The organism is Reyranella sp. (assembly GCF_965249915.1).
GTDB lineage: Bacteria > Pseudomonadota > Alphaproteobacteria > Reyranellales > Reyranellaceae > Reyranella.
Genome location: NZ_OZ252257.1, coordinates 4362204 through 4388941 on the forward strand (window position 1 = coordinate 4362204; position 26738 = coordinate 4388941).

The following is a 26738-nucleotide window of genomic DNA, read 5'->3' on the forward strand; positions in this document are numbered from 1 at the left end:
TGCCCCGACTGCCGGCGTCAGGCGTCCAGCGCCTGCACGAGGTCGGCGACGATGTCCTCGACATCCTCGAGGCCGACCGAGAGGCGAACCGTGCCGTCGGTGATGCCGAGCTTCGCGCGCTCCTCGGCGCCGATGCGCATGTGAGTCGTGGTCGCCGGATGGGTGATCAGGCTCTTGGCGTCGCCGAGATTGTTGGAGATGTCGACGATCTGCAGGCGGTTCAGCGCGGCGAACGCCGCCGGCTTGCCGGCCTTGACGTCGAACGTCACGACGCCGCCGAAGTCGGACATCTGCTTGGCTGCCAGCGCATGCTGCGGATGGTCGGGACGGCCGGGATAGAGCACGCGGCCGATCGCCGGATGGGCGGCCAGCGCATCGGCGACGCGGCGGGCATTGGCGCAGTGGCGCTCGACGCGCAGGCCCAGCGTCTCCAGGCCCTTCACCAGGACCCAGGCATTGAACGGGCTGAGCGACGGGCCGGTGTTGCGGATGATCGGCTGCAGCTTGTCGATGATGAACTCCTTCGAGCCCAGCACGGCGCCGCCCAGGGTGCGGCCCTGGCCGTCCATGTACTTGGTGGCGGAGTGGACCACGACGTCGGCGCCGAACTCGAGCGGCCGCTGCAGGATCGGCGTGGCGAAGGCGTTGTCGAGCACGACCTTGGCGCCGGCCTTGTGGGCGAGGTCGCACACCGCCTTCACGTCGACGATGTCGAGCATCGGATTGGACGGCGATTCGAACAGGACGGCCTGCGTCGGCTTGGCCAGCGCCTTCTCCCACTGGGCGAGATCGCCACCGTCGACCAGCTCGCTCTGGATGCCGTATTTCGGAAGCAGGTCGGTCACGATGTAGTGGCAGGATCCGAAGAGCTGGCGGGCCGCGACGATGCGGTCGCCCGACTTGAGCAGCGCCAGCAGCGCAAAGAACACAGCGGACATGCCGGTCGAGGTGGCGCGACAGGCCTCGGCGCCTTCCAGCGCGGCCAGCCGGTTCTCGAACATGGTGACGGTCGGATTGCCGAAGCGCGAATACTGATAGTGCTCGGCCTCGCCCTTGAAGGTGGCCTCGGCCTGCTCGGCGCTCGAATAGGCATAGCCCGAGGTCAGGAAGAGCGCTTCGGACGTCTCGTCGAAGTTGCTGCGGATCTGACCGCCGCGCACCGCTTGGGTCTGGGTACGCCACTTCGAAACGTCGGCTTGCGCCTTCTTCACGGGAATCGAACCGTCCATCTCACTCTCCTGTCTCGCCGCGCGCCCCTCCGGCAACGCAAACGAAAAGCCCCCGACCTGGAAGGACGGGGGCTTTGCGAGCACCTCCGACCTTTTAGCGATGTTTAACGTGGTCGCAAGCCGGTCGGCTCAAATCTCCACGGACCGCCTCTATAAGGGCGGCGACGGCCGGACGCAAGCCCGTCGATCGGGTTTGCGTCCGGCCGCTTCGCTTTCTCAAGTCAGTGCTTCTGCTTCGCCAGCGCCTGCTCGCGGAGCTTGCTCATGGTGATGCGCGACGTAATCGCCTCGGCATCCGTCTTCACATGGATGATCGAGGGCTTGCCGGCAGCGAGCGCGCGCTCGAACGCCGCCTCGAAGTCCGCGGTGCGCTCGACCGTCTCGCCGTGGCCACCGAAGGCCCGGGCATAGGCGGCGAAGTCCGGGTTCTTCAACTCGGTGCCATGCACACGCGTCGGATACTCGCGCTCCTGGTGCATGCGGATCGTCCCGTACATGCCGTTGTCGACCACGATGAACACGATGTTCGCTCCATGCTGGACGGCGGTCGCGAACTCCTGCCCGTTCATCAGGAAGCAGCCGTCGCCGCTGAACGACACGACGGTGCGGCCGGGCGCGGCGATCTTGGCCGCCACGGCCGACGGCACGCCGTAGCCCATCGAGCCGTTAGTCGGCGCGAGCTGGGTGCGGAAGCCGCGATACTGGAAGAAGCGGTGGACGTAGCCGGCATAGTTGCCGGCGCCATTGGTGACGATGACGTCGTCGGGCAGACGCTTGTTCAGCCAGCCCACGATCTCCGCAAGGTTGGCGGAACCGGGCTGCGGCGTCGGCTCGATGTTCTTCAGATAGTCGGCGCGCGCGGCGGCGACGCCCGCCTTCCACGCGGACGCATCGACCGGCTTCATCGCCTTGGCCGCGGCGGCGAACTGCGACATGCCCGAGTTGATCGGCAGGGTCGCCTGATAGACGCGGCCCAGCTCCTCGGCGCCGGCATGCACATGCACCATCTTCTGCGCCGGCACGGGCAGGTCGAACATGGTGTAGCCGCCGGTGGTGGCCTCGCCGAGACGCGGACCGATGGCGATGATGAGATCGCTTTCCTTGATGCGCTTGCCGAGCGGCGGGTTCACGCCGAGGCCGAGATCGCCGACGAAATTGTCGTGGCGGTTGTCGATCAGGTCCTGGTTGCGGAAGGCCGTCGTCACCGGCAGGTGGTTGGCCTCGACGAAGGCGCGGATGTCGTCGCAGGCCTTGGCGTCCCAGCCGCCGCCGCCCAGGATCACGAGCGGCTGTTTCGCCGCGGCCAGCAGCTCGCGGAACGTCGCCATGTCCTCCGGCGCCGGCGCGCCGCGCGCGACCTTGTAGGGACCGGCATCGGCGACTTCGACCTCGTCGACCAACATGTCCTCGGGCAGCGCGATGACGACCGGACCGGGCCGGCCGTTCATGGCGCGATGGAAGGCCTGGCTCACGATCTCCGGGATGCGGCGGGCGTCCTCGATCTGGGTCACCCACTTGGCCATCTGGCCGTACATGCGGCGATAGTCGATTTCCTGGAACGCCTCGCGCTCGGCCTGTTCGCGCGCGACCTGCCCGACCAGCAGGATCATGGGCGTCGAATCCTGGAAGCCGGTATGCATTCCGACGCTGGCATTGGTGGCGCCGGGGCCGCGCGTGACGAAACAGACGCCGGGCTTGCCGGTCAGCTTGCCATAGGCTTCCGCCATGTAGGAGGCGCCGCCTTCCTGGCGGCAAATTACATAGCGAATGGAATTGCGTTGCGCGTAAAGCGCATCGAGGGCGGCCAGGTAGCTTTCGCCGGGCACGCCGAAGATCGTGTCGGTGCCGTGGATACGCAGTTGGTCGATCAGAACCTGCGCGCCGCTGCGGCGCGGGTATGCGGTAGCCATGTTGGAGATCTTTCCCTTACTTCGTGGGTGAGAAGGTGGTGGGCACCAATATCTTGTTATTCATGTGCTTCATATAATCTCGGCTCTTCTGCAAATAGGCCTGCCAGGCGGGATCGGCCGCCATCGCCGCGCGGCGCTTCGTGCGGTCGGCAAGGTCGGTATAGCCCCACATGTGAACGATCTCGTTCACGTTGCCGACCTCGGTCGTGTAGTAGCCGACGAGGTTGCCGAGATGCTTGAGCTGGACCGGCAGGCCCTCCTTTTCGTAGAGCGCGAGAAAGTCGCGCAGGCGGCCCGGCTGCAGTTCATAGGTTCGATGGTCGACGATCACTTCAAATCCCTCCCGAATTCCCGTCGATTGTGTGCCGTGCTTCGTTGCGTCTCAACCCCGCGACGCGGTGGACTCAAAGCTTGAATCAGCGCATAAGTGCTGCATTGCGACACCCGCCGACGAGCATCATCAAGAGTCTCGGCACCCAGTCGCGGAGCGCGATACCGGTCAACGTCTTCCCGTGAGCTACTTGGTCATCTGTCAAAGGTCATCGAAACGCTTGGACGCATCCGTCCAGCAAGCGCGCGCCGGACTCCGCTCGATCCTTCCTCTAGCCCAGAGCCTTGAATGAGTCGCAAATTGTTTGTGGGCAACCTGCCCTATTCGGTCACGTCTGAGCGTCTGTCTGAAGCCTTCTCTCAGTTCGGCACCGTTACATCTTCGAAAGTGATCGTGGATCGCGAGACCGGCCGCAGCCGCGGCTTCGCGTTCCTCGAGATGGAAACCGATGACCAAGGCGCCTCGGCCATGCAGGCCATGAACGGCGCGTTGCTGGATGGCCGCTCGATCGCGGTCCGTGAAGCCGTCGAGCGTCAGCCCGGTGGCGGCGGCGGTGGTGGATTTGGCGGCGGCGGCGGCGGTGGCGGCCGCGATGGCGGCGGCTTCCGTCCGCGCGGCCCGCGTCCGCCCTACGGCGGTGGTGGCGGCGGTGGCGGCTACGGCGGTGGCGGTGGTGGCGGCGGCTACGGTGGTGGCGGCGGCCGTGAAGGCGGCGGCGGCGGTGGTTATCGCGGCGGCGGCGGTGGCGGCTACGGCGGCGGCGGTCGTGAAGGCGGCGGTGGTGGTTATGGCGGCGGCGGTGGCGGTGGTTACCGCGGCGCCGGCCCTGGCGCCGGCGATGGCGGCCCGATGCGGGATCGCCGCGCCGATTTCTCCAGCGCTCCTCCTCCTCCGGCCGAGGGCGCTCCCGGCGGCGAGTTCGGCAAGCCTGTCCGTCGCTACACCGGCGGCGCTCCGGACCGTCCGCGTCGCGAGCGCGACTACGAACCGCGCAAGCGCGGCTTCGACGACGATCAATAGGCCTTTCTGGCAATAGACCTGAGGGTCGACCTGAACGCCGGGGGATTTCCTCCGGCGTTTTTGTTTGCGCCGGACGCGACGGTGTTATGCTTCCCGCCTTCGACGGAGGTGGGCATGAGGCGACGGTCGGCGCTCGTAGGCTCCATGGCGGCGCTGGCGACGGCGAGCTCGGCGCGTGCCCAGACGCCGGTCGACCTGCAGCTCGTGCTGGCCGTCGATGTCTCGCGATCGATCGACGAGGTCGAAGCCGAGCTCCAGCGCCGCGGTTATATCGAGGCGCTCACCAACGACCGCGTCGTCGATGCCATCCTCTCGGGCGAGAACCGGCGGATCGCGATCTGCTACACCGAGTGGGCGGGCGCGCACTTCCAGACCGTCGTGCTCGACTGGACGGTGATCGACAGTCCGGGGGCTGCCCGCCGATTTGCCGACAAGCTCGCCGAAGCGCCGCGCACCTCGCAGAGCTGGACCGCCGTCGGCGCCGCCCTCGCCCATGCCGGTCAGCGTTTCGAGAATTCGCCCTTCTCCGCCCGGCGCCGCGTGATCGACGTTTCGGGCGACGGCCGCACGAACGACGGGCCGCCGGCCGAGATCGTGCGCGACAAGCTCGTGTCGCAGGGCATCGTCGTGAACGGCCTGCCGGTGATGATGAACCGCAACAATTTCGGCCGCCCACCCGACCTCACCCTCGACAAATACTACGAGGAAAGCGTGATCGGCGGTCCGGGCTCGTTCCTGATCGTGGCCGACAATTTCGACCATTTCGGCCGCGCCGTCCGCTCCAAGCTGGTGCGCGAGATCTCGGAGACCGTGCCTACCCTTCCTTCAGCACCTGTCTGAGCCTCGCGAAGGCAGCGTGGTCTCGCGTGAGCTGAATGGGCATGCCGAGATGGCCCAGCCGGTAGCGGAAGACATTCTCCTCCGGCAGCCGCCAGCGTCGCGCGAGCGCGAGACCGTCGTCATAGGGGACCCAGCGGTCGGTCTCGCCCAACACTGAAACGATACGCGACGGCGGCAACGCCGGGGTTTCCGCAGGATCGATCGCCCGCGACAACCGCGCCAGGCTGTCGCGTGACCAGCCAGCCTCGACCAATGCCCGATCAAGGCCCAGCATGGCAGCCAGTGCGCCGCCGAATGTCACGTCCTCGACACGTCCCGAATGGCTGATCAGGATCGCCGCGTCGGGGCGCGCTTCGACCGGCCAGAGATGACAGTGGCTGGCGGCCAACTGCGCCACGAACGACGACATCGATATGCCCGCCAGTGCCACCTTGCCGCCGAACCGCTCACGGGCCCACGCGGCCAGGAGCGCCGACTCGATCGCCTGCCCGGCAATGAGATCCATCGAACTCGTCGGGCTTGCCGCGAAGAACGGCTCGCCACCATAGAAACCCGGCATCGCCCGCAGACCGTGATAGGGCGAAACCGGCTCGATGACCCTCCACCCCATCGCGGCGAGTTGGGGGCCAGGGCCTCGGTCCATCGACATCAGCTCGGACTCGACACAGAGGCCGTTGCCGAAAATCAAGGTGTCGCCTGTCCCACCGACAGGTTCGGCGACGCGGGCATAGAGTATTTCACTGCCGTCACGCCGTTGGAGCCGGGCCGACGGCGTCGGCGCACGCAACCAGTATTCGCGAATGCCGTCCCGCACGAAGTCGCGCGATATCGCCAGGGTTTCGACAGCGATCGGCGCGACATAGAGGGCGGAAGCGTCGTCCAGCACGGGACCGAGCTCGCATTCGACCTGCTCCGGCGCGTCGATCCGCCAGCGCGCAAGAGGCGGCCGCCGGGGAAACAGCAGCGGATAGAAGAGTGCCCGGGTCGCGAGATGAGTCGTGGCGGCAGCACGCCTTTGACCCTCCAACCGCTCCGGATCGCCCTCGCCCGCCGGATCGAAGAGGCCGGTCTCCCACGCCGCGCGCGTCTCGTCTGCACGGGCCTGCGCCCGTCCATGGCGCGCCAGCAGGCTCCGCAATCGGGCCTCCGACCAGAAACCCGGCAGGGCCAGCCCGATTTCCTCGCGGAATCGGGCGACATCCATCCCGGCGAGATTGGCCGCGGCCCACAATCGCGAGAGCGGCAGATACCAGCGTTGCAGTCCGTACAGCCCCACCGGATCGACCCATGGCCGCGCCAGCAAGGCTCCCACCGGCGAACCGAACAGAACGTTCATCCAGGCGTCTCCCGGCAGGCGCGATTTTGCTTGGCCACATATGCGCTTAGCCGCATCATCGCCCGCAGCCGAGCCCTTCTTCGATGGAGCCTTTTTAATGCTGGCGAACGACCCGGTCACCCAGGCGCGGATCGACCTGACGACGGCGCTGCGGGCCGCCGCGCGGCACGGGCTGAACGAGGGCGTCTGCAACCATTTCAGCATGACCGTGCCCGGCCGCGAGGAGCTGTTCCTCGTCAATCCGCAGGGCCTGCACTGGTCCGAGATTACCCCGTCGGACATCGTCATAGCCGACGGCGACGGAAACATCATCGAGGGCAAGTACCCGGTCGAGCCGACGGCGTTCTACATCCACGCGCGCATCCATGCCGGCAACCCGCGCGCCAAGGTCGTGCTGCATACCCACATGCCCTATGCGACCGCGCTGACCTCGATCCGCGATGGCCGCATCGAGATGTGCACGCAGAACGCCTTCCGCTACTGGGGACGCATCGCCTACGACGAGGCCTATGGCGGCGTCGCGCTGTCCAACGACGAGGGCGAACGCATGTGCCGGGCCATGGGCGACAAGGACATCCTGTTCCTGCGAAACCACGGCGTCATCGTTTCGGGGCCGACCGTTGCCCAAGCCTACGACGACCTTTATTACCTCGAACGTGCGGCGATGGTGCAGGTGCTGGCCATGCAGACCGGCCGGGAGCTGCACAATATCGACGAGGCGATGGCCGAACATACGGCCAGGCAGATCGCGGGCGAGGCGCAGCAGGCCTTCCTGCATTTCGAATCGCTGAAGCGCATGCTCGACCGGGACGAAGCCGGCTGGAGCAGGCTGACGGCGGTCGAGGGACGTTAGGGGAAAGACGAATGCGTATCGCCGCCACCTTTGTCGCGCTCTCGGCGCTCTGCTTTGCCGCACCGGCCTCCGCCCAGGGATATGGCGTGGGCGCCGGGCCGAAGCTGGGCGAGCTGGAGATCAAGGCGTTCCAGAAGATTCCCAAGGCCAAGATCGCCGTGCAGCTCACCTCCGACACTCACCTGGCGCGCGAGCTGCGCCGCCAGGTCATGGTCCGCCTCACCCAGCGCGGCAACCAGGTGGGCTTCAGCGGCGGCAACATTATGCGCATGGACGTCAGCTATTTCGACCTGTCCGGCGGCGCCGACCGCGAGATACCGATGCTCCAGAGCCAGGACTACGAGACCGGCGCCAATCCGCGTCTCGCGCTGCCGGCAAACCGGATCGGTCCGCGCGACACGATTCCGGCGGTGCCCTCCGGCTCGACGCTGCGGGTGTCGCTCACGCTCTACGAATCCAACAGCGGCAAGGTGCTGTGGACCGCCACCGCGTCCTGCAGCGTCCGCTCCAGCGCCGCAATGCAGGCCGGCCTGTCGATCGTGAACCACATTTTCGACAATGCCGATGCCAACCGCGTCGCCGACGCCGGTTGTCCGCTCTAACCCTTCGAAAAAGACAGAACAGAGGAAACGCCATGCCGCGTCTGGCTCCGCTCGACACGAACAAGCTCGATCCCGAACAGAAGAAGGTCGCCGACGCGATCATGTCCGGCCCCCGCGGCGGCCTGCGCGGCCCCTTCGAGCCCTGGCTGCGCAGCCCGGTGCTGGCCGACCGCGCCCAGAAGCTCGGCGAATACTGCCGTTTCAACAATTCGCTGCCCCGCGACCTGTCGGAACTCGCGATCTGCCTGGTCGGACGGCACTTCAAGGCGCAGTTCGAGTTCTATGCGCATGCGCGTCTCGCCAAGGAAGCCGGTCTGCCGGAAGACATCATCGAGGCGGTCCGCCTGCGCGCCACGCCGCCCTTCAAGCGCGACATCGAGAAGGTGGTCTACGACTTCGTCACCGAGTATCTCGAGACCAACCGGGTCGCGCCGACGAACTACAAGCGCGCCATCGACGCGTTCGGCGAGAAGGGTGTCGTCGATCTCGTGGGCGTGTGCGGCTACTACATGCTGGTGTCGATGACCCTCAACGTCTTCGAAGTGCCGCTGCCGCCGGGCGAGCCCGACCCGCTGCCGTAAGCGGCAAGGGATTTCGCGACCCTCGCACTCTTCTTCGCAACGGCCGCGGCGATCGCGATGTCGCCGGGGCCCGGCATATTCTACGTCGCGGCGCGTACGCTGGCCGGTGGCCGAGCCGAGGGCCTGGCCTCCAGCTTCGGGACGGGGGTGGGCGGACTGGTCCATGTCGCAGCCGGTGCGGCCGGCGTATCGGCGCTTGTCATGGCGAGCGCCGAGGCCTTCGCGATCCTGAAGCTTGCCGGCGCCCTCTATCTCGTATGGATCGGGATCAAGGCGATCCGGGAGGCACGCCTTCCCTTCGAGGTCCGGGTCGCGACGACGGGCGCGGCCAGAGCCTTCCGCGAGGGCATCCTCGTCGAAGCGCTCAATCCCAAGACAGCGGCCTTTTTCCTCGCGTTGCTGCCTCAGTTCGTCGATCCGTCGACTGGCCCCGTATGGCTGCAATTCATGATGCTGGGCCTGATCTCCGTGGCCCTCAACACAACGGTCGATGTCGTTGTCGCGACGCTGGTGTCGCGCGCCCGTTCGGTCGCGATGGGCCGACCGACGATGCTGCGCCGCCTGCGCACGGCCGCGGGCGGTCTCATCGCGGCTCTCGGCCTCGCCCTTCTCTTCGCGCGCCGGCCGGCGACTCTTGGGTAGCTAAGATCCGTCGCAAAGGCTCGGGATGACGCGCACGGCGCGTCACTCCTCGAAGATCGCGACCGCGCGGGTCCAGCCGGCGGAGGCGCCGCGGATCTTGTGCGGGAAGCAGGCGATGGTGAATCCGTCGCCGGGCAAGGCCTCGAGATTGTGCAGCTTCTCGAGATGGCAGTAGCCGATGTCGCGACCGGCCTTGTGGCCTTCCCAGATGATCGACGGGTCGTGGTCCTTCGCCCATTTCTGGGCGGTGAAATAGAACGGCGCGTCCCAGCTCCAGGCGTCGGTGCCGGTCAGCCGCACACCCTTCTCCAGCAGGTAGATCGTGGCGTCGTAGCCCATGCCGCAACCGGAATTGACGTAGTCGTCGTTGCCGTAGCGCGAGCCCGCGCGCGTATTGACGACGACGATCTCCAGCGGCTTCAGCTCGTGGCCGATCCGCTGCAACTCCCGCTCGACCTCGGCGGCCGTGATGACGTGGCCATCGGGCTTGTCGCGGAAGTCGAGCTTCACGCCGGGCTGGAAGCACCATTCGAGCGGCACCTCGTCGATGGTGATGGCGCGCTCGCCCTTGTTCATCGTCGGATGGAAATGATAGGGCGCGTCGAGATGGGTGCCGTTGTGGGTCGAGAGGTTGACGTTCTCGACCGCCCAACCGGCGCCGTCCGGCAGGTCTTCCTTTTTCAAGCCGGGGAAGAAGCCGGCGATCTGGCCGGCCGTATCGGCATGCTTGTGATACTGGATCTTCGGGCCGAACGGCGGCGGATCGGAGATCACATCGTTCTCGAGGTAGATCGAAAGATCGACGAAGCGACGAGGCATCTTGCGTCCTCTTGTCAGGGCCCCTTCAGCGCATCCACGATCGAGCGGGTCAGCAGCCTGCCGATGCACTTCTGGCCGAAATCGTTGAGATGGAGCCCGTCGAGCTGCACGAACTGGGCATAAGGCATACCGTCATCGTACCAGCCGCGCATGATGTCGTAACGGCGGAACAGGCCGGCGGAGTATTGCTTGGCTGCACCCGCCATGACCTTCTCGTAGGCCTCCTTGTCGGCGACAGCGACAACGGCGGGCACGTACTGCAGATTCATCAGGATGAAATCCGCGCCCAACGACGTGCCGAGCTTCAGACCCTCACGCAGCGTCTTGTCGAACTTGTCGAGCGGCATGTGGCGGATGGCGGCGTTGGTCCCGGTCTGCCAGATCACCAGGGAGGCCGGGTTGTCCTCCATCTCGGTGCGCATCCGGGCGGCCATCTCCTCGACGTCCTGGCCGCCGATGCCACGGTTGATCACCTCGATGTCGATCCCGGGCAGCGCCTTCTCCAGTCCGATGCGGAGCTGCGTCGGATAGGCGAAGGCGGGGTTCGACACCCCATAGCCTGCGGTGGTGGACGATCCCAGGGCAATGATGCGGAGCTGCTTGCGCTCGGCGATCGCCTTGCGCGAGACCGGCAGCGTCGTGCCGAGCGCCAGCATGGCCGGCTGGGCGCGGCACAGCGTCATCGAGTTCGCGTGAGCCGTTCCGCCCAGTGCGAGCATGAGAGTCGCGATCAGGACGGCGATTGTGTGTTTCACCTGGAAGCCCCGGTCGCCACCCGCGCGCGAGCCGCCGCCGCACGCGCATTCCCGCGCTTGAACCAGGCGGCGATGTAGGCGGCCACGCACATGATGGCGATCCCCCCGATGCTCACAAGAATCTGCGACAAGATCGAATCTTCATACTGGCTAACGATCACCTGGCCGCTCAGCGCCAGGAAGGTCCCGATGCAGAATATAAGCAAGGAAGCCTCGCCGCATCTGCGAAGTGGCTCCCAGATTCGCCATTTCAGGGCCGGGGCATCGATCGGCACGGCGATCCGGACCAGCCAGGCGATCGCCAGGAAATGCAGAAACCTCAGGATGTCGATGTTCGTCTTGTCGATCGGATAAATGACCCGGGCGACCCAGACCGGCACCAGCCGTTCCAGCGGATTATATTGCCAGGACAGGGCTATGAAGGCCGCGAACAGCAGGAAAGCGACCACCAGGGTGGTCAGCGGGCCGCGATACCGGTCGAGCCGGGACAGTCCCGGGCCGAATACCGCGCAGGCCGCCCCGACATGGAAGACGACCTGCCAGGCCAAGGGGTTGAAGTACCAGACCTTCTCGTCGGGGTAGGCCGGCAGATTCCAGTTCAGGTGACAGGTCGCCGCATAAAAGGCGAAGGAAACCCCGATCACGACCCAGGGCCAGCGCACCACCACCGGCAGGACCAGGGGGAAGACGGCCAGCAACACGATGTAGAGCGGCAGCACGTCGAGATTGACGGGCCGAAACTTGAGCAGGGCTGCTTCGAGGATGGCGCGATATGGGTTCTGGCCGAGGCCCAGCAGTTCCATCTCCTCGATCAGCGCCGGCGTGTCGCGAGCGATCGAGACCCAGGCGATCTGGGCGGAGAAGGCCACGAACAACAGGATATGGGCGACGTAGAGCTGCCAGACGCGGCGATAGATGCGCGCGGCGGTGCGTGGCCATCCTTCCTCCTCCAGCATGCGGCTGTAGGCGATGACGGCGGTGTAGCCGGAGATGAAGACGAAGATCTCGGTCGCGTCGCTGAAGCCGTAATTGCGGACGGTCAGCCAGCTCACGATATTGGTCGGAATGTGGTCGAGGAAGATGAACCACAGTGCGAGCCCGCGGAACAGGTCGAGACGGATGTCGCGAACGGAGGCGGCGGCCATGGCCTATTGGTACCGCAGACGAATCGTCTGCGCTACGCTTCACGTCGGAGGAAACGAATGACCAAGACACCCTTGCTGCTTGTCCCCGGTGTGCTGTGCTCGCCGCGCCTGTTCGCCGCCCAGGTCGCAGCCCTTTCAGGGCAGGCCGAGATCGTCGTGCCGGATTGGCGCAAGGCGCCGCTCTCCATCTGGGACAGTTGGGAAAGCGCCGCCCGTTGGGTCGTCGACCAGATGCCGGCGGAGAAGTTCGCGCTGGCCGGCCTGTCGCTGGGCGGCATGCTCGCGGTCGAGATCATGCAGTTCGCCGCCGACCGCGTGACGAAGCTGGCTCTGCTCGACACCGGCATGAGGAGCCAGAGCGAGGCCGAGCGCGCGATCCGTCGCGCCCGCATCCGCCTCGCGAATGAAGGTCATTTCGATCTGGTGCTCGGCATGCAGATGACGCGCTTCATCCCGGCCTATCGTCTGCCCGACAAGCCGCTGGTCGACGAGGTGATGACGATGTGCGGCGAGATCGGCGTGGAGATCTACAAGCGCCAGGAAGAGCTGGCGGCGATCCGCACCGACCGGCGACCCGACGTGCCGCGCATCAAGTGCCAGACCATCGTCGTCTGCGGCCGCGACGATGCGGCGACGCCTCTGTTCCTGTCGGAAGAAATGGCCAAGGCCATCCCGGCCGCCGCGCTCGTGGTCGTCGACCAGTGCGGCCATCTCGTCACGATGGAGAAGCCCGAGGAGACCAACCTGATCCTGAAGACCTGGCTCGACAGGTGAGGATTCCCGTCATCCTGATTTGAAGGCAGAGGATCTCACGCCAGCCAGGGGGCATCTGGTCGTTCTGTGAGGTCCTTCACTTCGCCCGGGACGACATGGGATTTCAGCCGACGATCTTCTTCTCGCGCAGCGTCGCGATCTCCGCCGCGCCGAGGCCCGCCAGTTCCTTGAGCACCTGATCGGTGTGTTCGCCCAGTGCCGGCGGCGGTCGCGTGTCGTCGACCGGCGTGTCGGAGAAGTGGAAGTTCGAGCCGATCAGCGGCACGTCACCGACCCGGCTGTGCTTGTAGGTCTTCAGCATGCCGCGGCGCTTCACTTCCGGTTCGTCCAGCGCCTCCTTCATGGTGCGGATCGGGCCGGCCGGCAGGTGACGCAGCTTCTGCGCCCAGTTCTCCTTGGTGTCGGTCGTCAGCACTTCTTCCATGAGGCGCGTCAGCTCGGGCTTGTTGGCCACGCGGTTGGCGACCGTGTCGAAGCGCGGATCGCTCACCCATTCGGGATGGCCCAGCGCCTTGGCCGTGTCGGCGAACAGCTTCTGGTTGGCGACCGCCATGTAGATCTTGCCGTTTGCCGTCTCGAACGAGCTGTTGGGCGCCGACGCGAAATGGCCGTTGCCCGCACGCCGCGGCTGCTCGCCGCCGATCAGATAGTAGGAGCCCATATTGCCCAGCGAGACGAGCGCGGTGTCGTAGAGCGCGAGGTCGATCTGCTGGCCCTTGCCGGTGTCGCGGCGCGCATAGAGCGCGGCGTTGACGGCAGCCACCGAGTGGATCGCCGTCATCGTGTCGACGATGGCGATGGCGTGACGCAGACCCTCGCCATTGGCCTCGCCGTTGACGCTCATCATGCCCGACTCGGCCTGCAGCACGGGATCGTAGCCCGGCCGGTCCGACAGCGGCCCGGTCTGTCCGTAGGCCGAGATCGAAAGATAGATCAGCTTCGGATACTTGGCCGCGAGGCTGGCATAGTCCAAGCCGTACTTCTTCAGCACACCCGGCCGGAAGTTCTCGACCAGCACATCGGCATTGGCGAGCAGCTTGTGCACGATCGCCTGGCCGTCAGGCTTGGTGAAGTCCAGCGCGACGCTCTTCTTGCCCCTGTTGTAGGTCATGAAGAAGTGGCTCTCGCCATCGGCGCCACCGGCGCGCGGGCCAGCGCCTTTGCGCGTGTCGTCGCCGCCGTCGGGATTCTCGATCTTGATCACCTCGGCCCCCATGTCGGAGAGCATCTGGGTGCACATGGGCCCCGCGATCACACGGGAGAAATCGATGACGCGAATGCCGTCGAGCGGCGGCCGACCTGATTTTGACATGGGCGCAAAGTAGGGCTGCAAGCGCCGCGCTGTCCATCCGGAGCGCATGCGCTAAACTCCACTCCCATGGACACATTTCGCACGTCGCTGTCTCGCCGCAGCCTCTTCGCCCTCCCGCTTCTCGCCGCCCTGCCCGCCGCTGCGCAGACCGAAACTTATCCGAACAAGCCCATCCGAATCATCGTGCCCTTTGCGCCCGGCGGCTCGGGCGACATCACGGCGCGTCTCGTCGGCAAGTACATCGAGGAAAAAACCGGCCAACCCTTCGTCGTCGAGAACAAGCCGGGCGCCAATGGAATCGTCGGCGCGATGTCGGTGAAGGTCGCGCCGCCGGACGGCTACACGCTGATGCTGGCCACGACCTCGACCAACGCTGCCAACGTCCACATGTACAAAAATCCGGGCTACGATCCGGAGAAGGATTTCTCGGTCGTCGGCATCATCGGCTCCTCCGGCACTTTCCTCGTGGTGCCGGCCGACAGTCCCTACAAGACGCTCGCGGAACTGGTTGCCGATGCCAAGGCGCGACCCGGCAAGCTCAACTTCGGCTACTTCAACGCGAGCTCACAAGTGCCGGCCGAGGTGCTGGGCAAGCGCGCCGGCGTCGACTGGCAGGGAGTGGGTTACAAGGCGATCGGCAATGCCTGGAACGACCTCTACGGCGGCGCCATCAATTTCATGTTCGTCGACCTGACCGCCGGGCGCGGCCAGGTCGTCGACAAGAAGGCGCGGGCACTCGCCGTTTCGCTGCCCCAGCGCAGCCCGCTCTATCCCGACGTGCCGACCCTCGCGGAGACCTACCCCGGCTTTACGAGCTCCGGCTTCCTGGCGATCGCCGTGCCGAAGGCGACGCCGCTGCCGATCCAGCAGCGGCTGAACACACTGATCAACGAGGCCATCACCGCGCCCGAGAACAACAAGCGCCTGACCGAGGAATTCGCCCTCACCGCCAAGCCGCTGACGCTCGAACAATGTGCGGCGCAGGACCGCGAGGAGCGCGCCAAGTGGGCCGAGTACGTGAAGATCGCGAAAATCGAGCCCCAGTAAGCAAGCCCTTATTCAGACCGGGCCGGCGGATCGCGCCAGCGCGATATCGGAAGCTCATTGAATCCGTCGCCGTTCGGGGCCGCCTGCCCGGCGGTTTGGTTCTCGCCGAGGGAAGATGCGGCGACGGCTTCTGCACGAGCCTTCAGGAAGACTTCCGCCGCCTTTTCGCCCTCGGCGATCAGGCGACCGATATTCTCGGAGCCACGATCGATCTTGCCCTCGAAGTCGAGCATGTCCTGAAGCTCGGCCGGCATTTCGATGCAGGGAATGTGGTAGGGCTTGGCACCGTCCGTGTGGAACGACTTCGGAATGCGGACCGGCGCCTTGATGTCGAATCGGCTCAGGAACTCGGGCCGGAAGGCGTCGGCAAGGATCAGGTCGTTCATGAATTCGAGGTGCCCGAGCTGCTGGAACAGCGAGATGTTGCCCTCGAGCTGATTGCGCCGGTCGACGATCTCGCCGGGCTTCAAAGGCACCCGCCGGCTGGCGGTCGGGTTGATCTTGATCAGCCAGATCTCGTCGGGAATGTTGGCCTCGCCGACCGAGCGCGGCCGGATCAGCTCCTCGACCGGCGGATTGTCGGAGAAGAGCCCGTCCCAGAAGGCATCCTGTCCGATCTGCACGGCGGGAAAGATGTTCGGAACCGCGCAGGAGGCCAGGATATGCTCGACCCGGATGGGCTCGCGTGAAGACACGAACTTTGCCAGTGCGCCGCTGGTGACGTTGGCGGCGCCCAGCATGAGGATCGGCCGCTGTGGCCGCGGTCCCCACGAGGCAATCTCGGCGAAGTCGATGTGCTTCTCCAGAAGCCCACGGAAGTCGGAGAAGCCCGTCCGCTGTCCCGTCGTCATGAATTCCATCATCGACTGCATGAGCGGCGACGACGGGCTGAGTTGAAGCGTCGGCATCACCCCCGCGTTCACCAACCGGACCGATTCGACGATGAAGCTGTTGATCGCGTGTTCGATCGGGCCCTGGGCGGTGTTTTCCGCCCAGAAATCCATCATGCGCTTCCAGACCGGCCGCTCGCCCCTCATGAACGAGTACCACAGCAGCGTGGCACAGACGGCGCCGCCCGAGGTGCCGCTGATGCCGACGAACTCGAACTCGTCCTTCAGCCGGCCTTGGCCCTGGGCGTGACAGAGCGCCTTCAGCGCGCCGGCGGTGAAGGCGGTCTGGCTGCCGCCTCCCTGGCAGGCGAGGGCAATCTTGGTCTTGGGCATCGAGCGTTTCCTTCGGAGGGGTGCGCAGTCTAGCGCGGCGCGAGCGACTTCGCCCATGCGACCGGTCGGACCCCTGGGATGCATAGCCGGATTTCGGCAGGCAAAGCGGCTTGCAAATTGCATGGCGAGGCTCGCCAAATGAAGGCAGCAGATTTCGGGAGGAAGACGACGTGCCGGTGTCCGATCCGATCGCCTTGGAGCTCTTCAAGAACGCCATCTTCTCGATCGCCGACGAGATGGCACTCACCGTTTTCCGGACGACCTATTCCGGCGTGCTCAAGGACAACATGGACTATTCGACGGGCTTCGCCGATGCCAACGGCAAGCTCGCGGCCCAGGGCCTGACCCTGCCGGGCCATCTCGGCTCGGTGCCGACCGCCATGGAATCGATCATGCGCCATTTCAAGGATGACATGGCCGAGGGCGACGTCTTCATCATGAACGATCCGTTCGATGGCGGCATGCACCTGCCCGACATCTTCGTGATCAAGCCGCTGTTCCATGAGGGCGAGCGGCTGGCCTTCGCCTGCACCGTCTGCCACCACATCGATGTCGGCGGCCGCGTCGCCGGCTCTAACGCGTCGGATTCGACGGAGATCTACGCCGAGGGCCTGCGCATCGCGCCGATGAAGCTCTACGACAGGGGCGTCCTCAACAAGACCATCATGACGTTCATCGAGAAGAACGTCCGCCTGCCCGTCCAGCTGTTCGGCGACCTGCGGGCCCAGCTCGCGGCCTGCCATATCGGCGAGAAGCAGTTCGCCGAACTGGTCTCACGCCATGGGGCAGAAGAAACGAAATTCTATCTGAACGAGGTCATCGACTATGCCGAGCGCCTGACGCGGGCGGCGATCCAGGAGCTGCCCGATGGCGAATGGAGCTTCGAGGACTGGATCGACGATGACGGCGTCGACTACGGCAAGCCGATCCGCCTGTTCGTCACCATCACCAAGAAGGGCGGCCACATGGTGGTCGACTGGACCGGCACCAATCCGCAGGTCAAGGGTGCGATCAACAACACGCTCTCCTTCACCAAGGCCGCCTCCTATACCGGCGTGCGATCGGTGCTGCCGCCGGGCATCCCCAACAACGAGGGCGTGTTCCGCGCGATCGAAGTCATCTGCCCGCCGGGCACCGTGGGCAACGGCGTCCTGCCGGCGGCCTGCGCCGCGCGCGGCCTGACCGGCTTCCGCATGACCGACTGCATGTTCGGCGCGCTGGCCATGATGCTGCCCGATCGCGTGAAGGCGGCGGGCGACGGCGGCAACACCGGCATCTCGATCGGTGGCTACGATGCGGCGCGCAAGCCCTTCGTCTATGTCGACTTCACCTGCGGCGCCTGGGGCGCCCGCCCCTTCGCCGACGGGCTCGACGGCAACTCGCACATGTTCGCCAACATGGCCTCGCATTCCATCGAGGTCACCGAGGCCGAGCAGCCGATCCAGCTGCTGGCCTACGAGTTCGTGGCCGACAAGGCGGGCGCCGGGAAATATCGCGGCGGCGTGCCGTTCCGGCGCGACTACAAGTTCCTCGAAGCCGAAGGCATGCTGCAGGTCCGCTCCGACCGACGCGACCACCGGCCGTTCGGCCTCTATGGCGGCAGTCCCGGGGGTCCGTCCGAGAACTACCTCAATCCCGACGGCGAGAACCGGCTGCTGCCGTCCAAGCTCACCATGACGGTCAAGGGCGGCGACATCTTCCGCCACGTTCTGGCCGGGGCCGGTGGCTGGGGCGATCCGCTGGAGCGCGATGCTGCCGCCGTGCTGCGCGACGTGCGCAACGAACTGCTCTCGCCGGCGAAGGCACTCGCCGACTACGGCGTCGTGATCGACACCACCGCATGGACGGTCGACACGGCCGCAACGGAGCAACGCCGCGCCGGGATCGCGAAGGCGCGCGGCTGGACCGAGACGCCCAAGGTGCAATGGCACGACCCGGCCCCGCTGGCCCGGGCCGCCGAATAGCTCTCATGTCTTTGCGGGGAGCGCGCCACTCCAGTGGTGCTCAAGTTTTGCAACGGGAGAAAGATGCGCCACTGGAGTGGCGCGCTCCCAGCCATGAGCCAAGCCAATGACCGTTTCCTATCGCGTCGGTGTCGACATCGGCGGCACCTTCACCGACATCGTGCTGCTGGGCTCCGACGGCACCATCCATACCAAGAAGATCTCGTCGAGCGTCGGCAACTATGCCCAGGCGATCGTCGACGGCTTGAGCGAGGTCTTCCGCGAGACCGGGCTCGACGGCGGCGCCATCGAAGAGATCCGCCACGGCACCACGGTCGCGTCCAATGCGATCCTCGAACACAAGGGCGCGAGGGTCGGGCTGATCACGACCAAGGGCTTCCGCGACGTGCTGGAGATCCGCACCCTGCGCATGCCCAAGCTCTACGACCTTGCCTGGACCAAGCCCGAGCCGCTGGTCGAGCGCTATCTGCGCCGCGTGGTGGACGAGCGGGTCGACCATGCCGGCCGCGTCGACCGGGCACTCGATCCGGCGGATGCCGAGCGCGCTGTCGATGAACTGCTGGCCGAAAAGGTCGAGGCGATCGCGATCTGCCTGCTCAACTCCTTCGCCAATCCGGCGCACGAGCTGATGCTGCGCGACATCGTCCTCCGGAAGGCGCCGCACCTGCCGCTCAGCGTGTCGTGCGAGGTGCTGCCCGAGATCAAGGAATACGAGCGGACGTCGACCACCGTCATCAACGCATACGTGATGCCGATCGTGGCGACCTACCTGCACGCGCTCCGCCGCGGACTCGACAGTGCCGGCATTCCCGCTCGCCTGCTGCTGATGCAGTCGAACGGCGGATTGACCACCGACGCCGCCGCCGCCGAACGGCCGATGAATATCATCGAATCGGGTCCGGCCGGCGGCGTGGTCGGTGCGCAGGCGCTGGCCCGCGCCAAGAAGCTTGAGAAGATCATCACCTTCGACATGGGCGGCACCACCGCCAAGGCCTCGATGGTGGAGGATGGCGAGGTCGCGCGTGCCCAGGAATATGCCGTCGGCGCCGGCATCATGATCGGCTCGCGCCTGCTCACCGGCGCGGGCTACACGCTCAAGGTTCCTGCCATCGACCTCGCCGAAGTGGGCGCGGGCGGCGGCAGCCACGTCTGGATAGATCCCGGCGGCGCGCTGCAGGCGGGACCGGAGAGCGCCGGCGCCTTCCCCGGCCCGGTCTGCTACGACAAGGGCGGCGAGGCGCCGACCATCACCGACGCCAACGTCCTGCTGGGCTATATCAATCCCGGCCATCTGGTGGGCGGCGCGGTGAAGCTCAATGCCGAGAAGGCGCGCGCGGTGTTCGAGGAGAAGATCGCCAAGCCCCTCGGCATGACGGTCGAGCGCGCGGCCTACGGCGCGCACCTGATCGCGGCGTCCAACATGATCCGCGCCATCAAGGCGGTGTCGACCGAGCGCGGCCGCGATCCGCGTGAGTTTTCGCTGTTCGCCTTCGGCGGCAACGGGCCCCTGTTCGCGGCGGGCATGGCCGCCGCACTGGGCATTGCTCGCGTGATCGTGCCGCCGTCGGCCGGCCTCTTCTCGTCCTTCGGCTTGCTCTACGCCGATGTCGAGCATCACTATGCGCGGACCTTCCGGCGCCTGTTGCGCCAGGCCGATCTCGGCGAGATCGACCGCGCCTGGACGGCGATGGCCCAACAGGCCGACCGGCAACTCGCCGAGGAAGGCTTCACAGGCACGAGCGCCCGGCTGAAGCGTTCCGCCGCGCTGCATTACAAGGGACAGAGCTACGAGCTCACCGTGCCGGTGCCCGATGGGCCGATCGACGCCCGCATGGTGACGCATCTCGAGGAAGCCTTCGGCCAGGAGCACCAGCGCACCTACGGCCACCGCGCCGGCCCCGACGAGCCGGTCGAGCTTGTCTCCATCCAGCTGGTGGGTGCAGGCCTGCGCGAGGGCAGCGGCGTGCCGCAGAACGTGCGACCGAGCCGGGTCGAGGCGAAGGGCCAGGCCTCGCGCCGCGCCTGGTTCGGCGACCGTCACGGCTGGAGGGAGACACCGGTCGTGAGTCGCCTCGATCTCTCCGTGGCGCAGACCGGGCCGCTGATCATCGACGAATACGACACGACCTGCGTCGTCCCGCCCGGCGCCCGCGCCGAGCGCGACAGCGCGGGCAACATCGTGATTACGCTGGCGGCGGCGACTTAGGTCGCCGCCATCTGCGGCAGCCACAGCGCAATCTGCGGCCAGATCGACAGGACCACCAGCATCAGCAGCATGGTGATCACGAAGGGCGACGTGCCGATGATCACGTCGTCGATCCGGCCCTTCTTGCGCAGGCCCTGGACGACATAGAGGTTGATGCCGACCGGCGGCGTGATCATGGCCAGCTCCATCAGGATGATGATCATGATGCCGAACCAGATCGGATCGTAGCCGGCCCCGATCATGACCGGCGCGATGATCGGCACCGTCGCCACCATCATCGACAGCGTCTCCATGAACATGCCGAGCACGAAGTAGAAGAGCACCACGACGATCAGGAGCTGGACCTTCGAGAGGCCGAGACTGGTGATGAACCGGTTCACCTGCCCGGTGAGGCCGATCGAGGTGATGACGAAGTTGAGGAAATAGGCCGCAAGCAGGATCGCCATGATCATGGCGGTCGTGCGCATGGTTCCCTCGAAGGCGTTGAGGAGCGTGCGAAACGTCAAACGCCGATAGGCCGCGGCAATACCGATCGAGGCGATCACGCCCAGCGCCGCCGACTCGGTGGCCGTCGCCCAGCCGGCGTAGATGGAGCCGATCACGGCAAGAAAGATGACCAGGGGCGGGATCAGGTCGGGCAACGCGGCGATGCGCTGAGCCCAGCTCGTCGAGGTCGGTTTGCCACCCAGTGCGGGACGGATGAGGCAGATCACCAGCACCGTCAGACTGAACAGCGCGGCCAGCACAAGACCGGGAATGAAGCCTGCAAGGTAGAGCTTCGGGATCGACGTTTCGGTCAGCACGCCATAGACAATCATATTGATCGAGGGCGGGATCAGGATTCCCAGCGTCCCGCCGGCTGCGATGGTGCCGAGAAAGAGGCGCTCCGAATAGCCGCGCTTCTCGACCTCACCCAGCGCCACGGTGCCGATGGTCGCCGCCGTCGCCACGCTCGAACCCGAGGTCGCCGCGAACATCGCACAGGCGGCGATGTTGGAGTGCATGAGGCCGCCCGGCAGCCAGGGCACCCAGAGCACGAGAGCATTGTACATGCGTTCCGCCATGCCGGAACGCAGCAGAATCTCGCCCAGCAACACGAAGAAGGGGATGGCGACGAGCAGGAAGTTGTTCGACGTGCCCCAGGCGATCTCACCCATCGCCAGCGACAGCGGCAGCTTCGAGTAGAGGCCCGACAGCGACAGGCCGAGGATGCCGAGACCGGCTGCGACGGGGATGGCCAGCGCGAGCAGGCCGATGAGGATGAGCAGCGTGACAATCAGCACGTCAATTTCTCCCCTCGCGAACCTGGCGATCCTTGAGGTCGCGGATCTCCTCCTCCACCTCCTCCTCGGCCGAGCGCGTGCTGATCAGACGGGCCATGCCGTTCAGGTCGCCCGCGGCGCCCAACCGGAGGGCCTGCACCAGCAGGATCAACGCCACAGCGACGAAGGCCACCAGTCCGGCGAGCCAGAGGAACTGCGGGATGATGGTGGGCGTCTCGAGGGCGGATTGGCTGCGCGATTCCGACGTCCAGGATTGAGCCATGACCCCGTACCCGTGCCACAGGGTCAGCGCGAAGAACCCCGTGAACAGCACGAGGGCCACGAGATCGAGCGCTAACCGCAGCTTCTGCGGGAACAGGACATACAAGGAGTCGATGCGGATGTGGGCGCGATCGAGCAGGGCGGCGCCCAGCCCCCACGTCGTCCCGATCGCGAGCGAGTAACCGGCCAGCTCGTCGGCGCCGCCGATCGACAGCGCGAGAAACTTGCGCATCAGCACGTCGATGCCGATCAGCACCGCGGCCAGGAGAACCAGCGCGCCGCCGAACCACAGGCCCCACTGGGCGAAGCGCCTGACACCGATCATGTGAGAAGCCGCCGGTTAAGGCGCGGGCGCCTTGAGGTCGAGCGTCTTGCCGACGGTCTCGTTCCATTCCTTCGCGCACGCCGCCCCGCAGCGCTTGGCCCAGCCGGCGAGGACTGCGCCCTCGACCAGCTTCTTGTGGGCCTCCATCTCCTCGGGCTTGACCGGGACGATGGTGGTCTTGGCAAGCTTGCCCATGGTGCAGGGCTGCTTGCCGGTGTTGCAGTTGTCGGCCTCGGCAGTCGTGGTCTCGATCGTCTTCCACATCTTGTCTTCGTAGGACTTGAACTGCTCGGTCAGGAAGGCCTGCATCTTGGGATCGAGCCGCTTCCAGGTGTCGAGGTTGACCGCCAGCACGTTGATGCTCCAGCCTAGCGACATCGGGTAGATCGACTTGGTGACCTCCGCCCAACCCGCGGTGTTGCCCGACAGGCTGCCGGTCACACCGCAATCGACCACGCCGTTGTTGAGCGCCGGCACGACCTCGGCGAAGGCCATGCTGACGGCGGTCCCGCCAACACCGCTCAGGAAGTCGCGCATCGTGTTGTTGAAAACACGAATCTTCTTGCCCTTGAGGCCCTCGAGGCCGGCCAGTACGTCGCGGCACCAGAAGACCTGGGGCGTGTTGCCGCCGAAGGCGAGCAGTTTGGCATTCCAGTTCTTCTGCATCTGGCGATCGATCACGGCACGATAGGCGTTGCAGGCCTCGCGCGCCTTGGCCGGCGTGAGCGTAAGGCCGGCGAGATCGCACGCCTCGAAACGCGGGTCGTCGCCGGCCATCTTGGAGATGTCCATGGCGGCGAAGTCCATGACACCGAGCTTCAGCAGCCGCAGCATGGTCTTGTCGTCGATGCCCATCTGGTCGAGCGGCGTGACGTCGACGGTGATCGCGCCCTTCGACGCCTCGGGGATCGTCTTGCGCCAGAACGGCAGCTCGTCGTGGATCGAGACCGGTGTCGGGCTGTTGAGCCCGATCACCTTGAACTGGCTCTTCGGAAGGTCTTGCGCCGCGGCGACGGAGACGAAAGCGGCCGCGAGAGCCAGACCGGACACCAAACGATGGAACATGCGAACCCCCTGGGTCGTCCCCGAATTTCCCGGGAACGACGCAGCAATTTGCATGCCACGCGTTGGTGTCAGAACCAGACCTTCAGGCCAACGAGCGCCCGAACGAGCGATGTCGGCTCGCCGGATGCCGCGACGAAGTTCGCGGTGTTGCCGGTGAACTGCTCGAAGGCGACGCCGATATAGGGCGCCACCTCCTTCGTGATCTCGTAGCGCAGCCGCAACCCCAGTTCGAAGCGCGCCAATCCGCTGCCGAACTGGATGACAGGATCGTCCTTGGAGGCGACCATCGCCTCGAGATAGGGCGTGGCGATCAGCTTCTGCGACAACAACGCGTCGTAGGATGCTTCGAGCCGCGCACTCACCACACCGGTCTGGCTGACACCGGCCACCAGATCGACATGGACGCCGAAGGGCGCGAGCCCTTCGACACCCGCGAGGAACCCGGAGCGGGTAACACCCTCGTCGAATACCGTGAACTGTACGCCCGCCTTGGCGTCCCAGAAGTCGGAGATGAGCCTGCTGTAGAAGAAGCGGCTGTCGATGCCCCGGGTGCCGCCTTCGTTGTCGATGTGACCGTTGTCTCCGACGATGCCGGTGTTCGACAGGCGCAGCTTGTTGCGGTCCTCGCCGATCCACGCCGACGCCGCCCATTCGGTCGCCGGCGCGATCGAGGAGACACGCTTCTCGGCACGGCCGTCGAAACGCCAGAAGATGTCCTGGTCGTCCATCGCCTGCACGGGTGCGGCCGCAAGCAGGAGGGCCGAGGCGCTCAGCAGCCTAGTGATGGTGCTGGCCATGGCCACCTCCCATCGCGGGTGCGGGTGCCGGAGCTGGCGCAGGTGTCGCCGGCCGCGGCACCGGTCTCGAGGGTCGCGCCACCGGTTCATCCGCGGGCGCGACGTCGTCGACCACCGGCACTGCCGACGGCGCCACGACGAACTCGCGGAACATGCCGGTCATCATGTGATAGAGGAAATGGCAATGGAAGGGCCAGCGGCCGGCCTCCGTCATACGCACCGTGACGCTCACCGTGCGGCCGGGCGGGACGATCACCACATGCTTGCGCGGCCGGTCCTCGCCGGCGCCGTTCTCCAGGTCCATCCAGAGCCCGTGCAGATGGATCGGATGATTCATCATGGTCTCGTTGCGGAAGACCAGACGCACCGTCTCGCCCTGCGTGAAGCTCATCACCGGGTTCTCGGAGTACTTCTTGTCGTCGAACGACCAGAAGTACTTCTCCATGTTGCCGGTCAGTCTTATGTCGATCGTGCGGTCGGGGGGCCGCAGCCGGTACGAGCGGTCAACGCGGCGCAGGTCGGCGTAGGACAGAACCTTGGACCCGGCCGGCGCATCGACCGGCGGCACGTGGACGAGGCCCGACAGATCGGACGATGCCGATGCAGCATGGCCCATCTTCGCGTGATCCATCTTCGAATGGTCCATGCCCGACACGGTGCCGTGCCCCATGTCGGCCTCGCCGAGCAGCGCCGGCGGCCGCGGCACCGGCGCCGGTCCGATCATGCCGTCGCGCGGTGCGAGCGTGCCGCGGGCAAAGCCCCGGCGGTCGATCGACTGCGCCTCGATCGTGTAGGCGCGATCGTCCTTCGGCTCGACGATGACGTCGTAGGTCTCGCCGACGCCGATGCGGAACTCGTCGACCTCGACCGGCTTCACATCCTGGCCATCAGCCTGCACGACCGTCATCCGCAGGCCGGGGATGCGCGCGTCGAACAGGGTCATTGCCGAGCCGTTGACGAAGCGCAGCCGCACCTTCTCGCCCGGCCTGAACAGGCCGGTCCAGCTGTCGGTGGGACCGCGGCCGTTCACCAGGAAGGTGTAGCCCGTCACGTCGGCGAGATCGGTCGGGTCCATCCGCATCTCGCCCCACATCAGGCGGCTCGAGATGACGGCTTGTTTCTCCTCGGTCGTCTTCGCCGCCGCGAGGTCGCGCATCAGGCCGGGCAAGGTGCGCCTGCGGTCGTTGAAGTAGCCGGGCTCCTGCTTCAGCTTGCGCAGGATCGCGCCCGGCGACATCGGATGTTGATCCGAGAGCATCACGACATAGTCGCGCACCGCCTTCTCGCGTTCGCCCTTCGCCGGAGCGATCACGATGGGCGCGTACAGGCCCTCCTGCTCCTGTCCGCCGGAATGGCTGTGATACCAGTAGGTGCCGGCCTGCCGGACCTTGAAGCGATAGGTGAAGGTCTCGCCCGGCCGGATGCCGCGAAAGCTCACCATCGGCACCCCGTCCATCTGGTACGGCACGAGGATGCCGTGCCAGTGGATCGACGTATCCTCCTGCAGGCGGTTGGTGACGTTCACCGTCACGTCCTCGCCTTCGGTCCAGCGCAGCGTCGGACCGGCGATCTCGCCATTGATGGAAAACACGCGGCGCGTCTGGCCGTCGATCGCGACAGTCGTGCGATCGATGACGAGATCGTAGGTGCCGGCGAATACCGGCGGCGCAGCAAGACAGAAGGCCAGCAGCGCGAGACTGGCGAACGATCGTCGAAACGACATGGAAATCTCCCGAAACTGAAAGGAAGCGAACAGAGCTTCGGTTCAGGCTCGGGGTGGCGGCGGCTCCCTCGCCGGCGCGAGGCCGGTCAGGTTACGAGTTGCCGCGACGCGATGCAGTTCGGGCATCGGACCGATGGCCGCCGGTGCGTCGGCGGGCAGCAGAGCGACGGCGCCGCCCATGGCCGGGCAGCAATCGCCGGTGACATGCTTGGCCGTGCCCTTCGACGGGCACTCGTCCGGTGGCGGTGGCTTGTGCTCGCCGCAATCCGTCATGGCCGCGTGGTCCGCTCCCCGCTCCGCAGCCGCCTGCACCGGTGCCGTGCGCGTTCCCAGAGAGGGAACGGCGAAGGCGACCAGCGCGAGCAACCAGAGGAAAGAGCGAAGCCCGGTCATGTCAGCGACGCCGGCTGTCCAGCACTTCGAGGATCTCGTCGATCTTGATCTGCCGGTCCTTCTCCGAGCCGGCATGGAAGGCATGCGCCACGCAATGCTGCAGGTGATCGCCCAGCGTCTCCTGCTCGACCTTGTCCAGCGCGGCGCGCACCGCGCGGATCTGCGTCAGCACGTCGATGCAGTACCGCTCCTCCTCGATCATGCGCGCCACGCCGCGCACCTGGCCCTCGATCCGGCTGAGGCGGGCGAGCTGCGACTTCTTGAGCTTTTCGTCCATCCTTGAACCATACCCCCGTAGGGTA

At 66.1% G+C, this 26738-nt stretch carries 26 protein-coding genes and 1 riboswitch; of the genes, 10 read left to right on the plus strand and 16 right to left on the minus strand.

Annotation, left to right across the window (positions count from 1 at the left end):
• Nucleotides 1-17: 17 nt before the first annotated feature.
• From metZ to ACP15H_RS21630, 3 genes are all read right to left on the minus strand, one after another.
• Nucleotides 18-1229: an O-succinylhomoserine sulfhydrylase gene (gene metZ / locus ACP15H_RS21620; RefSeq protein WP_425068198.1), complete on the minus strand. Its 1212-nt coding sequence runs from the start codon at nt 1227-1229 to the stop codon at nt 18-20.
• 74 nt (nt 1230-1303) lie between these two features.
• Nucleotides 1304-1380: riboswitch (SAM riboswitch) on the minus strand.
• Between the two features lie 70 nt (nt 1381-1450).
• A complete protein-coding gene (locus tag ACP15H_RS21625; RefSeq protein WP_425068199.1) occupies nt 1451-3139 on the minus strand; it encodes a thiamine pyrophosphate-binding protein in 1689 nt (562 codons plus the stop codon).
• Between the two features lie 16 nt (nt 3140-3155).
• Entirely contained in the window at nt 3156-3470 is a 315-nt protein-coding gene (locus ACP15H_RS21630) for an NIPSNAP family protein (RefSeq protein ID WP_425068200.1), read from the minus strand.
• A 288-nt stretch (nt 3471-3758) separates the two neighbouring features.
• Here ACP15H_RS21630 and ACP15H_RS21635 point away from each other — a divergent pair, with 288 nt between their 5' ends.
• Nucleotides 3759-4490 carry an RNA recognition motif domain-containing protein gene (locus tag ACP15H_RS21635; RefSeq protein WP_425068201.1) on the plus strand — a complete coding sequence of 244 codons (732 nt, stop codon included), beginning with the start codon at nt 3759-3761 and terminating at the stop codon, nt 4488-4490.
• A gap of 114 nt (nt 4491-4604) precedes the next feature.
• The gene (locus tag ACP15H_RS21640) at nt 4605-5330 is read left to right on the plus strand and encodes a DUF1194 domain-containing protein (RefSeq protein WP_425068202.1); all 726 of its coding nucleotides are present in this window, start codon (nt 4605-4607) and stop codon (nt 5328-5330) included.
• On the opposite strand, the gene ACP15H_RS21645 is transcribed toward ACP15H_RS21640, so the two are convergent.
• Nucleotides 5305-6666, minus strand: coding sequence for a hypothetical protein (locus ACP15H_RS21645; protein ID WP_425068203.1), 1362 nt, complete (start codon nt 6664-6666; stop codon nt 5305-5307). The two genes, ACP15H_RS21640 and ACP15H_RS21645, sit on opposite strands and share 26 nt — an antisense overlap.
• A 97-nt stretch (nt 6667-6763) precedes the next feature.
• On the opposite strand from ACP15H_RS21645, the gene ACP15H_RS21650 reads away from it, so the two are divergent.
• The 4 genes from ACP15H_RS21650 to ACP15H_RS21665 are packed head-to-tail and all read left to right on the plus strand — an operon-like array spanning nt 6764 to nt 9344.
• Nucleotides 6764-7519, plus strand: coding sequence for an aldolase (locus ACP15H_RS21650; protein WP_425068204.1), 756 nt, complete (start codon nt 6764-6766; stop codon nt 7517-7519).
• Nucleotides 7520-7530: 11 nt separating this feature from the next.
• Nucleotides 7531-8121: a hypothetical protein gene (locus ACP15H_RS21655; protein WP_425068205.1), complete on the plus strand. Its 591-nt coding sequence runs from the start codon at nt 7531-7533 to the stop codon at nt 8119-8121.
• A gap of 32 nt (nt 8122-8153) precedes the next feature.
• A complete protein-coding gene (locus tag ACP15H_RS21660) occupies nt 8154-8702 on the plus strand; it encodes a carboxymuconolactone decarboxylase family protein (protein WP_425068206.1) in 549 nt (182 codons plus the stop codon).
• A 57-nt stretch (nt 8703-8759) separates the two neighbouring features.
• Nucleotides 8760-9344 carry a LysE family translocator gene (locus tag ACP15H_RS21665; RefSeq protein ID WP_425068207.1) on the plus strand — a complete coding sequence of 195 codons (585 nt, stop codon included), beginning with the start codon at nt 8760-8762 and terminating at the stop codon, nt 9342-9344.
• A gap of 42 nt (nt 9345-9386) precedes the next feature.
• Here the strand turns inward: ACP15H_RS21665 and ACP15H_RS21670 are convergent, their stop codons facing one another.
• From ACP15H_RS21670 to ACP15H_RS21680, 3 genes are read right to left on the minus strand one after another with little or no spacing between them, the layout of a single operon-like run.
• Nucleotides 9387-10163, minus strand: coding sequence for a cyclase family protein (locus tag ACP15H_RS21670; RefSeq protein ID WP_425068208.1), 777 nt, complete (start codon nt 10161-10163; stop codon nt 9387-9389).
• A 14-nt stretch (nt 10164-10177) separates the two neighbouring features.
• The gene (locus tag ACP15H_RS21675; RefSeq protein ID WP_425068209.1) at nt 10178-10918 is read right to left on the minus strand and encodes an SGNH/GDSL hydrolase family protein; all 741 of its coding nucleotides are present in this window, start codon (nt 10916-10918) and stop codon (nt 10178-10180) included.
• On the minus strand, nt 10915-12063 hold the full coding sequence (locus ACP15H_RS21680) for an OpgC domain-containing protein (protein ID WP_425068210.1): 1149 nt from the start codon (nt 12061-12063) through the stop codon (nt 10915-10917). The genes ACP15H_RS21675 and ACP15H_RS21680 overlap by 4 nt, the downstream gene beginning before the upstream one ends.
• A gap of 57 nt (nt 12064-12120) precedes the next feature.
• Here ACP15H_RS21680 and ACP15H_RS21685 point away from each other — a divergent pair, with 57 nt between their 5' ends.
• Nucleotides 12121-12837, plus strand: a complete 717-nt coding sequence (locus ACP15H_RS21685; protein ID WP_425068211.1) for an alpha/beta fold hydrolase — start codon at nt 12121-12123, stop codon at nt 12835-12837.
• Nucleotides 12838-12940: 103 nt separating this feature from the next.
• Here ACP15H_RS21685 and ACP15H_RS21690 read toward each other — a convergent pair whose 3' ends face one another.
• Nucleotides 12941-14149, minus strand: coding sequence for a CaiB/BaiF CoA transferase family protein (locus ACP15H_RS21690; RefSeq protein ID WP_425068212.1), 1209 nt, complete (start codon nt 14147-14149; stop codon nt 12941-12943).
• 66 nt (nt 14150-14215) lie between these two features.
• Between ACP15H_RS21690 and ACP15H_RS21695 the strand changes: the two genes are divergently transcribed.
• Nucleotides 14216-15196, plus strand: coding sequence for a Bug family tripartite tricarboxylate transporter substrate binding protein (locus tag ACP15H_RS21695; RefSeq protein ID WP_425068213.1), 981 nt, complete (start codon nt 14216-14218; stop codon nt 15194-15196).
• An 8-nt stretch (nt 15197-15204) separates the two neighbouring features.
• Here ACP15H_RS21695 and ACP15H_RS21700 read toward each other — a convergent pair whose 3' ends face one another.
• On the minus strand, nt 15205-16419 hold the full coding sequence (locus ACP15H_RS21700; RefSeq protein ID WP_425068214.1) for a patatin-like phospholipase family protein: 1215 nt from the start codon (nt 16417-16419) through the stop codon (nt 15205-15207).
• A 170-nt stretch (nt 16420-16589) separates the two neighbouring features.
• On the opposite strand from ACP15H_RS21700, the gene ACP15H_RS21705 reads away from it, so the two are divergent.
• Nucleotides 16590-18383 carry a hydantoinase B/oxoprolinase family protein gene (locus tag ACP15H_RS21705; protein WP_425068215.1) on the plus strand — a complete coding sequence of 598 codons (1794 nt, stop codon included), beginning with the start codon at nt 16590-16592 and terminating at the stop codon, nt 18381-18383.
• Nucleotides 18384-18489: 106 nt separating this feature from the next.
• Nucleotides 18490-20589, plus strand: coding sequence for a hydantoinase/oxoprolinase family protein (locus tag ACP15H_RS21710; RefSeq protein WP_425068216.1), 2100 nt, complete (start codon nt 18490-18492; stop codon nt 20587-20589).
• On the opposite strand, the gene ACP15H_RS21715 is transcribed toward ACP15H_RS21710, so the two are convergent.
• From ACP15H_RS21715 to ACP15H_RS21745, 7 genes are all read right to left on the minus strand, one after another.
• On the minus strand, nt 20586-21872 hold the full coding sequence (locus ACP15H_RS21715) for a TRAP transporter large permease (protein ID WP_425068217.1): 1287 nt from the start codon (nt 21870-21872) through the stop codon (nt 20586-20588). The genes ACP15H_RS21710 and ACP15H_RS21715 overlap by 4 nt on opposite strands.
• Nucleotide 21873: 1 nt before the next feature.
• Nucleotides 21874-22458: a TRAP transporter small permease subunit gene (locus ACP15H_RS21720; protein ID WP_422017990.1), complete on the minus strand. Its 585-nt coding sequence runs from the start codon at nt 22456-22458 to the stop codon at nt 21874-21876.
• A gap of 15 nt (nt 22459-22473) precedes the next feature.
• Complete coding sequence (locus ACP15H_RS21725) at nt 22474-23523, minus strand: TRAP transporter substrate-binding protein (protein ID WP_425068218.1); 1050 nt, start codon at nt 23521-23523, stop codon at nt 22474-22476.
• A gap of 68 nt (nt 23524-23591) precedes the next feature.
• Nucleotides 23592-24320, minus strand: coding sequence for a copper resistance protein B (locus tag ACP15H_RS21730; RefSeq protein WP_425068219.1), 729 nt, complete (start codon nt 24318-24320; stop codon nt 23592-23594).
• Nucleotides 24301-26043, minus strand: coding sequence for a copper resistance system multicopper oxidase (locus ACP15H_RS21735; protein ID WP_425068220.1), 1743 nt, complete (start codon nt 26041-26043; stop codon nt 24301-24303). The genes ACP15H_RS21730 and ACP15H_RS21735 overlap by 20 nt, the downstream gene beginning before the upstream one ends.
• 42 nt (nt 26044-26085) lie before the next feature.
• The gene (locus ACP15H_RS21740; protein WP_425068221.1) at nt 26086-26436 is read right to left on the minus strand and encodes a hypothetical protein; all 351 of its coding nucleotides are present in this window, start codon (nt 26434-26436) and stop codon (nt 26086-26088) included.
• Nucleotide 26437: 1 nt separating this feature from the next.
• A complete protein-coding gene (locus ACP15H_RS21745) occupies nt 26438-26713 on the minus strand; it encodes a metal-sensitive transcriptional regulator (RefSeq protein WP_422018000.1) in 276 nt (91 codons plus the stop codon).
• Nucleotides 26714-26738 lie beyond the last annotated feature (25 nt).